Origin of the sequence: Nocardioides sp. IC4_145 (assembly GCF_011250565.1) — a bacterium.
Taxonomy (GTDB): Bacteria; Actinomycetota; Actinomycetes; order Propionibacteriales; family Nocardioidaceae; genus Nocardioides.
Genome location: NZ_JAANMS010000023.1, coordinates 49648 through 63333, shown reverse-complemented (window position 1 = coordinate 63333; position 13686 = coordinate 49648). Strand labels below are relative to the sequence as shown.

General features: G+C 74.6%; 11 protein-coding genes. 5 read left to right on the top strand and 6 right to left on the bottom strand.

Features of this window, described 5'->3' with window-relative positions:
- Positions 1-356: metallopeptidase family protein (locus tag G6553_RS11395; RefSeq protein ID WP_166192487.1), on the top strand; the 356-nt coding region annotated here is incomplete at its 5' end.
- 49 nt (positions 357-405) lie between these two features.
- Here the strand turns inward: G6553_RS11395 and G6553_RS11390 are convergent.
- From G6553_RS11390 to G6553_RS11380, 3 genes are all read right to left on the bottom strand, one after another.
- Positions 406-1785 carry a DUF5719 family protein gene (locus tag G6553_RS11390; RefSeq protein WP_166192485.1) on the bottom strand — a complete coding sequence of 460 codons (1380 nt, stop codon included), beginning with the start codon at positions 1783-1785 and terminating at the stop codon, positions 406-408.
- The gene (locus tag G6553_RS11385) at positions 1782-4640 is read right to left on the bottom strand and encodes a glycosyltransferase family 2 protein (RefSeq protein ID WP_166192480.1); all 2859 of its coding nucleotides are present in this window, start codon (positions 4638-4640) and stop codon (positions 1782-1784) included. The genes G6553_RS11390 and G6553_RS11385 overlap by 4 nt, the downstream gene beginning before the upstream one ends.
- A 138-nt stretch (positions 4641-4778) precedes the next feature.
- Positions 4779-5033: a WhiB family transcriptional regulator gene (locus G6553_RS11380; RefSeq protein WP_166192530.1), complete on the bottom strand. Its 255-nt coding sequence runs from the start codon at positions 5031-5033 to the stop codon at positions 4779-4781.
- A 158-nt stretch (positions 5034-5191) separates the two neighbouring features.
- Between G6553_RS11380 and cofD the strand changes: the two genes are divergently transcribed.
- Genes cofD through G6553_RS11365 form a run of 3 tightly spaced genes read left to right on the top strand, consistent with a single transcriptional unit; the run spans position 5192 to position 7986 of the window.
- Positions 5192-6205, top strand: a complete 1014-nt coding sequence (gene cofD / locus G6553_RS11375) for a 2-phospho-L-lactate transferase (protein ID WP_166192476.1) — start codon at positions 5192-5194, stop codon at positions 6203-6205.
- On the top strand, positions 6202-7179 hold the full coding sequence (gene cofE / locus G6553_RS11370) for a coenzyme F420-0:L-glutamate ligase (RefSeq protein ID WP_166192473.1): 978 nt from the start codon (positions 6202-6204) through the stop codon (positions 7177-7179). Before cofD ends, cofE begins: the two co-directional genes overlap by 4 nt.
- A 51-nt stretch (positions 7180-7230) precedes the next feature.
- Positions 7231-7986 carry a DUF3105 domain-containing protein gene (locus G6553_RS11365; RefSeq protein WP_166192470.1) on the top strand — a complete coding sequence of 252 codons (756 nt, stop codon included), beginning with the start codon at positions 7231-7233 and terminating at the stop codon, positions 7984-7986.
- A 385-nt stretch (positions 7987-8371) separates the two neighbouring features.
- Here G6553_RS11365 and G6553_RS11360 read toward each other — a convergent pair whose 3' ends face one another.
- Together G6553_RS11360 and G6553_RS11355 are read right to left on the bottom strand one after the other, a co-directional pair.
- On the bottom strand, positions 8372-8593 hold the full coding sequence (locus G6553_RS11360) for a hypothetical protein (protein ID WP_166192467.1): 222 nt from the start codon (positions 8591-8593) through the stop codon (positions 8372-8374).
- 56 nt (positions 8594-8649) lie between these two features.
- Entirely contained in the window at positions 8650-9759 is a 1110-nt protein-coding gene (locus G6553_RS11355; RefSeq protein WP_166192464.1) for a mannose-1-phosphate guanylyltransferase, read from the bottom strand.
- A 57-nt stretch (positions 9760-9816) separates the two neighbouring features.
- On the opposite strand from G6553_RS11355, the gene G6553_RS11350 reads away from it, so the two are divergent.
- Positions 9817-10563, top strand: a complete 747-nt coding sequence (locus G6553_RS11350; RefSeq protein WP_166192461.1) for a TIGR03089 family protein — start codon at positions 9817-9819, stop codon at positions 10561-10563.
- 31 nt (positions 10564-10594) lie between these two features.
- On the opposite strand, the gene G6553_RS11345 is transcribed toward G6553_RS11350, so the two are convergent.
- Entirely contained in the window at positions 10595-13477 is a 2883-nt protein-coding gene (locus G6553_RS11345) for an FG-GAP-like repeat-containing protein (protein WP_166192458.1), read from the bottom strand.
- Between the last annotated feature and the right edge of the window lie 209 nt (positions 13478-13686).

The following is a 13686-nucleotide window of genomic DNA, read 5'->3' as shown; positions in this document are numbered from 1 at the left end:
GCCGGCCGGAGACCCGCACCCGGCGCGAGCGGTTCGACGACCTGGTCCTCGCCGTCGTCGAGGAGGTCGACGGCCGCTGGGCCGACCGCCTCGGGACCGTCGAGTACGCCGTCGAGGACACCCCCCACGTCCCCGACGACTGGGACTCCCCCGACGTCCCCCTCGGCTCGGCCGTCCGCGGCACCGGCGGCGAGCCCTCCCGCGTCGTGGTCTTCCGGCGCCCCATCGAGCACCGCGCCGAGACCCGCTCCGAGCTCGACTCCCTCGTCCTCACCGTCGTCGTCGAGCAGGTCGCCGACCTGCTCAACGTCGACCCCTCCGTCATCGACCCGCGGTACGACGCGGACGACGACTGAGGCTCGCCGACGGGTATCGAGACCCGCCGCGAGCTCGTCGGAGGTGGGATCAGGGGAGGCCGGGGCGGACGTCGGGGACGAGCGAGGACCGCACCAGCTCGTGGAGCCGTACGACGCCGGCGCCGCCGGTCGCGGCGATGACCGACGCGACCACGGGTGTGCGCTGCGGGGTGACCGTGAGGTGGACCGCCCGGGCGGGCAGGCCGACCGCGAACCCGCGGTTCGGCGACACCTCGACCCGCTTGGCGGCCAGCTCGGCGCCGGACGCGTCGCGGGCGACGACCTCGACGACCCCGGTCGAGGTGGCTCCGGCGAGCACGAGGCGCTTGCGGCCGGGCGGGAGGGCGGCGACCGTGGCCGTCCTGACGCCGGTCGTCGGGACGGCGTGGGCGAGGTCGCCGTCGACGAACGACCGCACCGTCGCGGTGACCGGCCCGGTGGCGTCGACGACGAGCCCGAGTGCGCCGTCGGCGACGAGCGGCCCGAGGGTGGCGCCCAGCTGCACCCGGGCGACCGACTGCGGCGGGACGCGGACGTCCTCGAGACCCTCGGGCGCGAACACGGAGCGCTCGTCGAGCACCCGCAGGGTCGCGCGGACCTCGGAGTCGCCGTCGTTCGCGACCACGAGCGTCCGTTCGCCAGGGCCCACGGGGAGGCCGAGGAGGGTGAGCGAGGTCGCGGGCTCGGCCTGCGGCGGGAGGTGGTCCTCGGCCGCGTCGCCGGCGCCGAGCTCGTCGACCCGGTCGAGCACCGCGGAGAAGACCCGGCCGCGCTGGGTGGTCACGTGCAGCGACAGCTCGTCGCGGCGCGGGAGCAGCTCGGCGAGGTCGAGCCGCACGCTGCTGCGCCCCGGCACGGCCACCCCGCGCAGCTCCGGCGCCTCGACGAGCCCGGCCCGGCCGGTGACGACCACGTCGGCGACGGCGGCGCCGTTGTCGGGGTTGACCAGCTCGAGCACCGAGGAGTGGCCGGCGCCGGCGCCCACACCGGTGAACCACTGCTCGGGCGCCGGTGCGGCGCACTCGGCGACGCGCAGCGGCCCGTCGGCGTGCCGCCCGGCGACCAGGCCCGGCGCGAGCGCGTCCTCGGCGCGGACGACGACCGGACGCTCGCCGAGACCGGAGGCCTCGCCCAGGCGGTCGGGTGCGACCTCGACCTCCGACTCGTCGTCGCCGGCTCCGGCCACGACGGTGCCGGACTCCCCCGAGGCCGTGGTCACGAGCACGGGCGACGCCAGGGCGGGGCACACGACGGACGCGGCGCCGAGGGCGGCCTCGACCGGCGACCGGTCGGGCAGCGGGGGCGTCTCGGTGCGCGTGAGGAGCACCGCGCCGCCGGTGAGCAGCGGCACCAGGACCGCCAGCACCACGGTCACGTCGAGGACGCGCGACGTGCGGGCGCGGGTGGCCCGGCGCGAGGGGGCGCTCATCCGCGCCTCCGCTCGAGGGCGCGCTGGGTGGTCGGCGCGCACAGCACGAGCACCCAGAGGAGCCCCGCGCCCTGCACGACGAGGAGGACGACCCGCAGCCAGGACCGGGGCCCGTCGAGCGCGTCGTCGGAGATCGGCCGGTCGACCTGCCAGGCCCGCGTCGCGGGATCGGCGGCGCTCGCCTGCACGAGCCCGCCGGTCGCGTCGAGCATCGCGGCGACCGCGCCGTCGGCGGGCGCCGGCAGCACGACGTACTCGATCCCCCGCTCGCCGAGCTCGGTCACCAGCGCCGGCGTCGGCCGCGAGGCGAGCTGCTGCACGTCTCGGGTGAGCACCTGGTCCTCGGGCGCGAGCGCGAGCACCTCGTCCTCGCCGAGCGTGACGCCGTCACCGCGACGGACGACCCAGGTCAGGCCCTCCTCGACGGACCCACGGACGACGAGGATGCCGTGGTCGTCGCCGCGGGTGGCGGCCTGGACCATGTACGCCGGGATGCCGGACCGCGGGTCCTCGTCCAGCGAGGCGTCGGCCCCCGCGAGGGCCCACGCCAGCCCGCCCAGCGGCACCACGGCTGCCACGGCCGTGACCGCCGCAGCGACCCGTCGCGGCGCGCCCTGGCCGCCGAGCACCGCGGCGACGACGAACGCGCCCTGCAGCGCGACGACGAGGAACGCCAGCGCGGGTGCGGTCTCGACCGAGGCGAGGGACAGCGTCAGGCCACCCAGCAGCGCAGCCACGACCGCGGCCACGAGCGCGACGATCCAGCACACGAGCACCGGGACCCGGGTGGCGCGCGGGACCAGCGCCGCGACCGCCAGCACGGCGACGACCACCCCGAGCCACACCGGCGCCCCGAGGTCACCCAGCCGCCCGGCGACCAGGTCGAGCGGCGAGACGGTCGGCACCGGCAGCCGGCCCGGCTCCAGCAGCAGGCCCTCGCCTGCGCGCTCGAGCAGGCTCGGCAGCCACCAGGGCGCCACCAGCAGGAGCGGCACGGCCAGCGCCACCAGCGGCGGCGCCCAGACCGAGCGGTCGCGCAGGGCGGTGCGGACGACGGCGTACGACGCGGCAAGCACGACCAGGCCGAGCACGACGGCGAACGGCCAGGCCACGGGCGCGAACGCGGTGGTCAGCGCGAGCAGGACGCCGGTGCGCCAGGCGGCGCGCCAGCGACGGTCGGGCTCGGGGTCGGCGAAGCCCAGGGCGGCGTGGGCGAGCCACGGCAGCACCGCGACGGCGACCACCGGGCCGAGCCGGCCGTCGCCCCACGCGCCGCTGGTGAGGGCGACCAGCGACCAGGTCGCCGAGCCCCACAGCAGCAACCAGCGCGGCGCGCCCTGCGGCGAGACGAACCGCCCGACCACGCGCAGCAGCCGCCACGCACCCCACAACGCGACGGGTGCGGAGAGCACGAGCACCGCGCTGACCGCGGTCGTCGTGCCGAGGACGCTGCCGAGCAGGGCGAGCGGGAGGAGGTACGGCGGCGCGGGGACGCCCGTGCCCTGGCCGAGCGGGTGCCAGTGCTCGACGTGCAGCCGCCACCAGTCCGCGACCGACGCGGGCACCGGGGAGAGGCCGCCGCCGGAGACCGCGCCGTACGCCTCGCGACCGGCGACCAGCAGCGCGACGACGAGCAGCGCCAGCGCGACCGCCACGGGGTTGGTGAGGAAGCGCGCGACGGCACCGGTGTCGGCGTACTCCTCGTCCTCGTCGAGCACGCGCCGGCGCGCGGCCATCGAGGAGGGGTCGTGCTCGGCCTTGGCGGCGCGGCGGCGCTCGGCGACGTCGGCGGCCTGGTTCGTGGCCGCCGCGGCGAGGTCGCTGACGAAGTCCAGGCCGTGGCGGTAGGGCAACCACGGCGGCGCGAGCAGGCGGCGCACGTCGGCGGGCTCGCGGACCTGCCGCTCCTGCCGTTCGCGGCGGGCGGCGTGGACCTCGCGCGGGCTGGAGTAGACCGAGACCAGCGCGGCGAGCTCGTCGAGCGCCTGCCCGACCGACCGGACGAGCAGGAAGCCGATGACGCGCAGCACCGTCCCGAGCGCCAACCGCACCAGCTGGAAGGGCAGCGAGCGGGCGCGGGAGTTCGCGAGCAGCGTGTAGAGCGCGGCGCGGCGCTCCTGGTAGTGGGTGTGCCGGCCGGTCAGCGGCGTGCGGCGTACGCCGCGGTGGGCCGCCTCGGCGTGGAAGACGACCGCCTGCGGCACCACGATCGCGCGGTGGCCGGCGGTCGCGGCGCGCCAGCCGAAGTCGACGTCGTTGCCGAAGATCGGCAGCTGCCGGTCGAACCCGCCCAGCTCCTCGAGCACGTGCCCGCGCACGAGCATCCCGGCGGTGTTGACCGCGAGGACGGTGCGGACGGCGTCGTGCTGGCCCTGGTCGTACTCCCCGCGCTCCAGCCCGGTCTCGCGACGGCCGGTGCCCGAGATCGTGACGCCGAGCTCGAGCAGCCGGCGCAGCGAGGGCCACTCGCGCAGCTTCGGGCCGAGCACGGCGACGTCGGGCTGCTCGGCGGCGGCCGCGAGCAGCTCCTCGAGCGCGCGGGGGTCGGGGTTGCTGTCGTCGTGGAGGAGCCAGATCCAGTCGGCGTCGGTGCCGGTCGTGGCGGCGCGCTCGAGGCCGAGCGCGACGGCGTCGGGGTACGACGTCGCGCCGCTGACCCGCTCGACGCCGCCCACCAGCAGGTCGCCGAGCGCGGACTCGACCAGGTCGGCGCTGCCGTCCTTGCTGCCGGTGTCGATCGCCACGACCGCGTCGACCGGACGGGTCTGGCTGCGCAGCCCCTCGAGCACCGCCGGCAGCCAGCGCGCGCCGTCGTGGCTGACCAGCAGCGCGACGACACGACCGGGGGCGGACACGTCGGAAGACCCTACGGGGCTCCCCGGGGCCGGTCCGAACCGAGAGAACCCAGCGCAGTACCGAGCGAAATGAGAAGGACCCCGGCCGCTGGCGACCGGGGTTCCCTTCTCATGCTGCTCTGCTCAGCACTGCTGTGCTCAGACTGCGCGCTTCTTCAGCTTGCGGCGCTCCCTCTCGGAGAGACCGCCCCAGATGCCGAAGCGCTCGTCGTTCATCAGTGCGGACTCCAGACACTCGGTCCGCACCTCGCAGGTGAGGCAGACCTTCTTGGCCTCCCTCGTCGATCCACCCTTCTCGGGGAAGAACGCCTCGGGGTCGGTCTGAGCGCACAGCGCGCGCTCCTGCCAACCCGCTTCCTCGGCGTCCCCGTCGAGGAGAAAAAGTTCTCTCACGGCACTCGCCCTTTCGACCCGGTGATGCTGTACGTGTCCGACGTACGACACTGTGGGAATTACATGCCTGTCGTACCCACTTGGTCAAGCCCGCATCTGATATGGGTGCTCCGGACCCCTCGTGGGCACCGGCCCGGGCCGCCGGGGATGATGGCGACATGATTAGGGACATCACCGTCCTGGCCGGCGGCACCGGCGGGGCCCGGTTCCTCCAGGGCCTGCTGCACGGCATCGAGACGGGCGCCCTCCCGGGGGTCTCCGCCGACGCGGTCGTGACCGTCGTCGCCAACACCGCCGACGACCTGTGGGTGCACGGGCTGAAGGTCTGCCCCGACCTCGACACGGTGATGTACACCCTCGGCGACGGCATCGACCCGGTCCGCCGCTGGGGCCGCCGCGACGAGACGTGGAGCGTCAAGACCGAGCTGGCGGAGTACGGCGTCGAGCCCGCGTGGTTCGGCCTCGGCGACCGCGACGTGGCCACGCACCTCGTGCGCACGCAGATGCTCGAGGCTGGTTACCCGCTCTCCCAGGTGACGACCGCGCTGTGCCGGCGCTGGCTCGAGCCGCGGTGGGGCGACCGCGTCCGCCTGCTGCCGATGACCGACGACCGGGTGGAGACCCACGTCGCGGTCGCCGACGAGGAGAGCCCGAGCGGCCGGCGGGTGGTGCACTTCCAGGAGTACTGGGTGCGCCTGCGCGCCGCCGTCCCCGCCGAGGCCGTCGTCTTCGTCGGTCTGGACCAGACGACGCCCGGCCCCGGCGTGCTCGACGCGATCACCGGCGCCGACCTGGTGCTGCTGCCGCCGTCCAACCCGGTCGTCTCGGTCGGCACGATCCTCGGCGTCCCGGACGTCCGCGACGTGCTGCGCGTGACGAAGGCGCCCGTGGTCGGGGTCTCCCCCATCGTCGGCGCCAGCCACGTGCACGGGATGGCCGAGCAGATGCTGACCTCGATCGGCGTCGAGGTGAGCGCCGCGGCGGTCGGGCTCCACTACGGCGCCCGGTCGGACGGCGGCGTCCTCGACGGCTGGCTGGTCGACGAGGGGGACGCCGACGAGGTCGCGCGCGTCGTCGACGGCGGCGTCGCGTGCCGCGCCGTACCGCTGATGATGACCGACCACGACGCCACCGCCGCCATGGCCGCGGCGGCGATCGGGCTCGTCACGTGAGCCCCTCGGAGATCAGGGTCTGGGCGCCGGACGGGGTCGGTGAGGTCCGCGCCGGCGACGACCTCGCGGCACTGGTGCTGCCGCTGGTCGAGCTGGCCGACGGCGACGTGCTCGTCGTGACGAGCAAGGTGGTGAGCAAGGCCGAGGGCCGGGTGGTGAGCGGTACGACGCGCGAGGAGGCGCTCGCCGGCGAGACCGTCCGGGTGGTCGCCCGCCGCGGGCCGACCACCATCGTGCGGACCCGCCACGGGCTGACCATGGCCGCGGCCGGCATCGACGCCAGCAACGTGGAGGCGGGCTCGGTCGTGCTGCTGCCGGTCGACCCCGATGCCTCCGCGCGGCGGCTGCGAACCGACGTGCTCGACCGCACCGGCCGCAACGTCGGCGTCGTCGTCACCGACACCGCGGGCCGCGCCTGGCGGGAGGGGCAGACCGACATCGCGGTCGGCGCCGCGGGCCTGCTCGTGGCCGAGACCTTCGCCGGACGATTCGACGCGCACGGCAACCCGCTCGTCGTGACCGCCCCCGCCGTCGCCGACGAGATCGCCGGCGTCGCAGAGCTCGCCTCCGGGAAGCTCGGCGCGCGCCCCTTCGCGATCCTCCGCGGGCGCGCCGACCTGGTGCTCCCGGCCGGCGAGGACGGGCCCGGCGCGCGGGCGCTCGTGCGGGCCGAGGGCGCCGACCTGTTCGGGTACGGCGCCCGCGAGGCCGTCGTACGCGCCGTGCTCGGGCAGCCGGCCGATCAAGCGCCGTTCGGCACCGCCGTACCTGTCGAGGACCTCGCCGCCGTGCTGCGGCTCGTCCCGGGGACCGAGGTGGTGCTCGAGGACGGCGTGGTCGACGCGGTCGACGTCCGCAGCGACCGGTCCGACGCGGTCGCGGCGCTCGCGTTCGCGCACGGGTGGCGGGTGGAGAGCCCGGCTTCCGCCGCGGGATCGGCCGTCGTGGCACGGCTGCGCCCGGCCACGACCTAGACTCTGCCGCGCATCCCCGACCGTCGTACCCACCGCGAGGAAATCCGAACCGTGGCCAAGCCCGCCAAGAACGACCGCCAGGCGGTCATCGACTCGATCCGCAAGAAGCAGAAGGGCGCCGACAAGCGCCGGGGCTTCGCGATCGTCGGTGTCTGCTCGCTGGTGGCCCTGCTCCTCATCGGCGCGGCTGCGTACCAGCCGATCAAGGACTGGTGGGACCTGCGCAAGTTCAACGACATCGACATCTCCTCGATCGGCGCGCCGGCCTCGGCGTGCCAGGACATCACGACGAAGGCGGCCAACGGCAGTTCTGAGCACGTCCCGACCGGCCAGACCGTCGACTACGAGGACTCGCCGCCGGCCTTCGGCGCCCACTGGAACGAGGCGAACGTCGCCCCCGACCCGATGGAGCGCAAGCTCTACACCGCCGAGGACCGGCCCGAGGTCGAGGCGCTCGTGCACAACCTCGAGCACGGCTACACGGTGCTCTGGTACGACGAGACCGCCGCCGCGGACGACGAGATGATGGACGACATCCGCGGCATCGCCACGAAGTTCAAGGGCACCTCGAACCTCCGCCTGAAGTTCAAGGCCGTCCCGTGGACCGAGGAGGACGGCGAGGCCTTCCCCGACGGCCAGCACATCGCCTACACCCACTGGTCCATCGGCGGCGCCGGCAACGACGTCTCCGACACCTCCACGCAGGTCGGCGTCTGGCAGTACTGCGCCGAGCCCTCCGGCGAGGCGCTCGAGGACTTCATGATCGAGTACCCCTACATGGACTCCCCCGAGCCGAACGCCATGTGACCCCGGCGCTCCCCCGCGCCACACGTCGTACGCCGTCGGGCCGGCCCCTCCTCGGAGGTGCCGGCCCGTCTGCGATCTCGGGCACGGGTCGGTGGCGGGATCCCAGGTTCACTTGGGATGTGCACGCTTCTCGGCCATCGCGATGGCAGGGAACCTCCAGCATCCCAAGTTCACTTGGGATGCTGCCGACCTCAGCAGCCCCACCAGTCACAGGCGTCCCAAGCGCGCGCGTACCACCTATAGGTGGTACGCACCCCCTTCTGGGGCAATGCATCGGCCCAGAAGGTCACGCGTACCACCAATTGGTGGTACGCGTGCGGTCACACGAACCCCCTCGGCCCCAGGAGCCACACGACCCAGGGACCAGCAGGCGACGAGCCCAGGGTCAGAGCTTGGACATCTTCGAGAACGGCGAGGGGACGCGGAGGTTGCGGTCGCCGAAGTCGACGGTGACGGCGAGCGAGTCGACCGCGATGACCCGACCGAGGCCGTGGGCGTCGTGGGAGACGCGGTCGTCGACGACGTACTCCTCGATCACCTGCTCCGGGTCGGGCTTGAAGGGACTGCTGGCGAGATGGCGTGGCCGCGCCCGGTGCGAGGAAGACATTGCTAGCAGTATGCGCCCGCGGAGGCCGACCCGTGGCTTCCCGGCGACAACGGCGCTCAGGTGAGGTCGGTCCGGCCGTCGGCGGTGAGGCCGGTGACGACCGCCTTGACGTCCTGGGCGCGAGCGCGGGTGGTGACGAGCAGCGCGTCCGGGGTGTCGACGACCACGACGTCCTCGAGTCCGACCACGGCGACGACGCGCTTGGACCGCGGGACGACCAGGCCGGTCGAGTCCACTGCACGGACCAAGGCCTCGTCGCCGAGCACGGTCACCGAGTCGGACTCCTCGCGGAGTGCGTCGAGCAGCGTCGCGAGCGAGTCGAAGTCGCCGATGTCGTCCCAGCCGAAGGTCGACGGCACGGTGACGACCCGGCCGGCGTCGGCGGCGGGCTCGGCGACGGCGTGGTCGAGCGCGATCTTCGGCAGGTCCGGCCACAGCTCGTCGAGGCGCCCTGGCTCCGCGGCGATCGTCCGCAGCGCAGCGGCGAACTCCGGGTGCCAGGTGGCGAGCAGGTCGAGCAGCACCGTCGGCCGTACGACGAACATCCCGGCGTTCCAGCGGTAGCGCCCAGTCGTGAGGTACGCCGCCGCCACCTCCGTCGACGGCTTCTCGACGAACTCCCGCACCGACGCCACCCCCGGGTGACCGGGCAGCTCCTCCCCCAGGTGCACGTAGCCGAACGCGGACGACGCGAACGTCGGCTCGATCCCCAGCGTCACCAGCCACCCCTCCCGGGCCACCCGGACCGCCGTCCGCACGCACTCGCGGAAAGCCTCCGGGTCGGCGATCACGTGGTCGGCGGCGAACGACCCCATCACCGCGTCGGGGTCACGCCGCTCCAGCACCGCGGCGGCCAGGCCGATCGCGGCCATGGAGTCGCGCGCCGACGGCTCGGCGACGATTGCGTCGTCGTCGAGAACGGCCAGCTGCTCGGCGACGGCCGAGCGGTGCGGGCGCCCGGTGACGACGAGGAACCGGTCCTCGGCCAGCGGCGCGAGCCGCTCGTGGGTCTCCTGCAGCAGCGAGCGCCCGCTCCCGGTGAGGTCGCGCAGGAACTTCGGCGACGTCCGGCGCGAGAGCGGCCAGAGCCGCGTGCCGGCGCCGCCGGCGGGGATGACGGCCCAGAAGCCCTCGAGAGCGGACGGGTCGGCGGCAGCGGAGCTCATGGGCCCGAAGCCTAGGGCCGGGCCGCTGCGCCCGGCTCCGTGTCTAGGGTGACGGGTGTGACGACCTTCCCCACCGTCCTGGCCGACCTGCTGCGCCGCGAGCCCGGCCGCCCGTTGGTGACGTTCTACGACGACGCGACCGGCGAGCGCGTGGAGCTGTCGGTGACGACGTACGCCAACTGGGTGGCGAAGGCCTCCTCGCTGCTCGTCGAGGAGCACGACCTCGAGCGCGGCGACACGGTCCGCCTCGACCTGCCGGCGCACTGGCTCGGCCCGGTCTTCCTCGGCGCCGCCTGGAACGCCGGCCTCGCGGTCAGCCTCGACGACGACGTGGAAGGCGCCGAGCCGGACGCGGTCGTGTGCGGCCCGGACGGGCTCGACCGCTGGGCCGACCGGGCCGGCGACGTACCCGTCCTCGCCTGCTCGCTGCTCCCCCTCGGCGTCCGGTTCGCCGACCCGCTGCCGGCCGGCGTGCACGACGTCGGCGTCGAGGTCTGGTCGCAGCCGGACTCGTTCATCCCCTGGGACCCGCCGCAGGACGACGACCTCGCGGTCCGCGACGGCGAGGGCGGCACCGGCGGCAGGACGCAGGCAGACCTGTGGAGCGCGGCCGCCGCCGGGAGTCTCCTCACCGACGGCGGCCGGCTCCTCTCGGAGGCGAACCCGGCTTCCCCACCAGGCCTCGCCACCTTCACCGAGCCGCTCGCGCGGAGCGGCTCGCTGGTCCTGGTCGTCCGCGCCGGACGGGAGCGGCTCGAGGCGACGTACGCCGCCGAGCGCGCGACCGCCCGCTTCCCCGCGTGACCAGCCAGGACCACGTCCTCCGGCCCAGGTCTCAGCCCACCAGGTCGTAGGCCCCCGCTCCCTCGCCGATGAGCCGCCGCGCACCGAAGCCGGTGGTGGTGCCGGGCAGCAGCCACAGCTTGCCGTCGGCCTTGCTGCGGGCGATGACGTCGGCGTGCCCGGTGAGCTGCACGTCGCTGACGCCGACGAGCCAGTCGTACGCCGCCACGTCGGTGCCGAGCGCCCGCGGCGTGGTCAGCCCGCCGGGGCCGTTGCCGGGGTAGAGCGTGAGCCGGTCGCCGACGCGGTAGAGCACGTCCGGCGCCCCGTCGGCGTCCCAGCGGCCGACTGGCACCTGCTGGGTGGCGGTCACCTTCGAGCGGATGACGTACGACGCCGCGAGACCGTCGAGGCCGCGACCCGGGTAGACCCGCATCGCGCTGCCGGCGGGCTGGCCGACCAGGTCGGGCCAGCCGTCGCCGGTGAGGTCGCCGGCGGCCGCGAGCAGGCGGACGCCGCCGAAGCCCTTCGCGAGCTGCGTCGCCTTCGAGAACCGGCCGGTCCCGTCGCCGCGGCGCAGCGAGAGCGCACCGTTCTTCTTGTTGCGCGTGACCATGTCGCCGAAGCCGTCACGGTCCCAGTCGCCCACGCTCAGCAGCACGTCGGCGTTTCGGAGGTTGACGCCGGTGGGGACCGGGGCGGTCGTGTCGAAGGTGCCGGCGTTCTCGACGACGACGAGCGCGTCGCCGCGCCGGGCCACCAGGTCGGGCGTGGCGTCGCCGACCAGGTCGCCGCCGGAGGTCAGGCCGGTCAGGCCGGCGGTCCGCTTGACCGGGCCGATCGCGGAGCCGAAGGTGCCGTCGCCGCGCCCGGGTCGCACGAAGCCGTTGCCGTTGTCGGCGCGCTGGACGAAGAGGTCGGCGTGCCCGTCGCGGTCGTAGTCGCCGCCACCGGTGATCGACCCGAACTGCTTCCAGCTGCCGGCCAGCGCCTCCCGCGCGGCGGGGTCGAGACCGGTCGAGGCGCGGTGCAGCCACAGCTTGCCGGCCGTGTCGCGGGCCAACAGGTCCGCGCGCCCGTCGCCGTCGAGGTCGCCCGGCCCGACGAGCAGGTCGTAGGCCTCCCAGCCGGTCGTGCCGGCCTGGCGGGTGAAGCCGCCCGAGCCGTTGCCGCGGTAGACGTCCAGGCGGCCGTTGGCGGCGCGGGCCACCAGGTCGTTGCGGCCATCGCCGTCGACGTCGCCGGCGGCGGTGAGCAGGTCGTGGTCCGCGGTGGCCGCGGTCGTCGTGCCGGTCGCCGCGAAGGAACCCGAGGCGTCGGCGGCCCGGACCTGCGCGCTGCCGTCGCTGCGGCGCACGACGAGGTCGGGACGGCCGTCACCGGTCAGGTCCGGCGAGACGACCGCGGTCGCGGTGGCGTCCGCGGCGCTCCAGCCGGAGGCGACCGGGCGGGCGGCGCGGAAGCCGGTCAGCCCGCCGGTCGGGATGATGTAGCCCTTGCCGTCGGTCGCGTTGCGGACCAGCAGGTCCGGGTGCGGCGTGCCGACGAGGTCCGACTCGCGCTCGCGGCCGGACCACCCGAGCTGGGCGTCCGCGGCGAGGGTGCGGATCTGCGGCACCTTCGCGTAGAGGTGGCGGCCCGGGCAGGCGGTCGAGCCGGCGTCGCGGTGGCCGTTGATGGCGCGGAACGACTTCCTGCCGACGAGCTGGCTCGGCGAGGAGGCGTCGACGCCGTGCAGGGAGAGCTTCCAGGCGAAGAGGGCGCCGTACGCCTGGACCATCGCGCTGCTCGGCTGCGCCACGTCGAAGTTGCCGATCGCCGACATCGCGAACGAGCTCTCGTTGTAGCCCAGCGTGTGCGCACCGACCACAGGTCGGTCGATGCCGCCGGCGCGGCCCTCCCAGATCCGGCCGAACCGGTCGACGAGGAAGTTGTAGCCCACGTCGGACCAGCCGCGGGACTGCGTGTGGTACGCGTAGATGCTGCGCAGGATGCCCGGCACCTGCGCCCGCGTGTAGTCGTTGGCGTTGACCGTGTGGTGCACGAAGCCCGCGTGGACCTCGTAGTAGGACGGTGCGGTCTTCCCGCGGAGCTTCTCGTTCGCACCCCACTGGGCGCGCGAGTAGATCATCGGACGAGGCGTGTACGCCGCCGCGCGCAGCGCCAGCCCGTCGCCGGCCGGCCCCGTCGTCGCTTCGGCGGCGCCCGGCTCGGTCGCGTCGGCCGTCCCGCCGGTCGCACGCAGCTCTGCCCTCTCGCGCGTGACGACACCGGCGTGACCGGGGTCGACCACGGCCAGCCGCAGGTCGTCAGGGACTCCGGCCTCGGAGCGCACCCGCACCTGCACCCGGTCGACCTCGCCGACGAGCAGCTCGTCGGTGCCCGGCCGGGCCTGCCGGGCCTCGGCGCTGTCGGGGTCCGGGCCGTGCTCGTCGTGGTAGGCCAGCTCCGACCAGCCGCTCCACGCGCCGTCGGTCTCGGTCCGCACCTCGAAGGAGATCTCGTCGTCGGCGATCACCTCGCCGCGCTGCCAGGTGACGCCGACCGCGCCGTACCCGCTCACCGGCTGCGGCTCCGCCACGACCTCCGCGGCCCGACCGGCCACCCGCGTGCGGGCGTGCAGCGCACCCTTCGCGACCCGGGCGCTCGCCGGAGCGGTCAGCGCGTACTCGGTCACCACCGGGTCGACGACCTCCGCCGGCACGACCGAGGTCTTGGCCGTCTCTGCGGCGTACGCCGACAGCCGCCCGGTGACCGCCACGCCGTTGCTCTCGCCCAGGCCCAGACCCAGGCTGTGCGCCGGCGCGCCGCCGGGCGCCTCGTGCACCACGTCCAGGGTCAGCACGCGGGCCGCCGGGGTGAGCACGGCAAGCACCGCGCCGAGCGCCAGCACCTGCTGGCACCCGGTGACGAAACGGTCCTTCGACCTGGACATGACGACCTGCTCTTCGTGCGGGGGAAGTTCACACAGGGCGCAACTTTCACACGCGTCACAGGCGGTCCGGAAGAGTTGGTGAGTAACTACAACGCTGTAATTTCCACTCGACACGCCGACGTTCTTCAGATTTGTCAAGTCGGAGCATGCCTGCTGGGGAGCACCTCCGGCGGGTGACACGCCGCGCCGTGGTGTCGGTTCATCAAGGT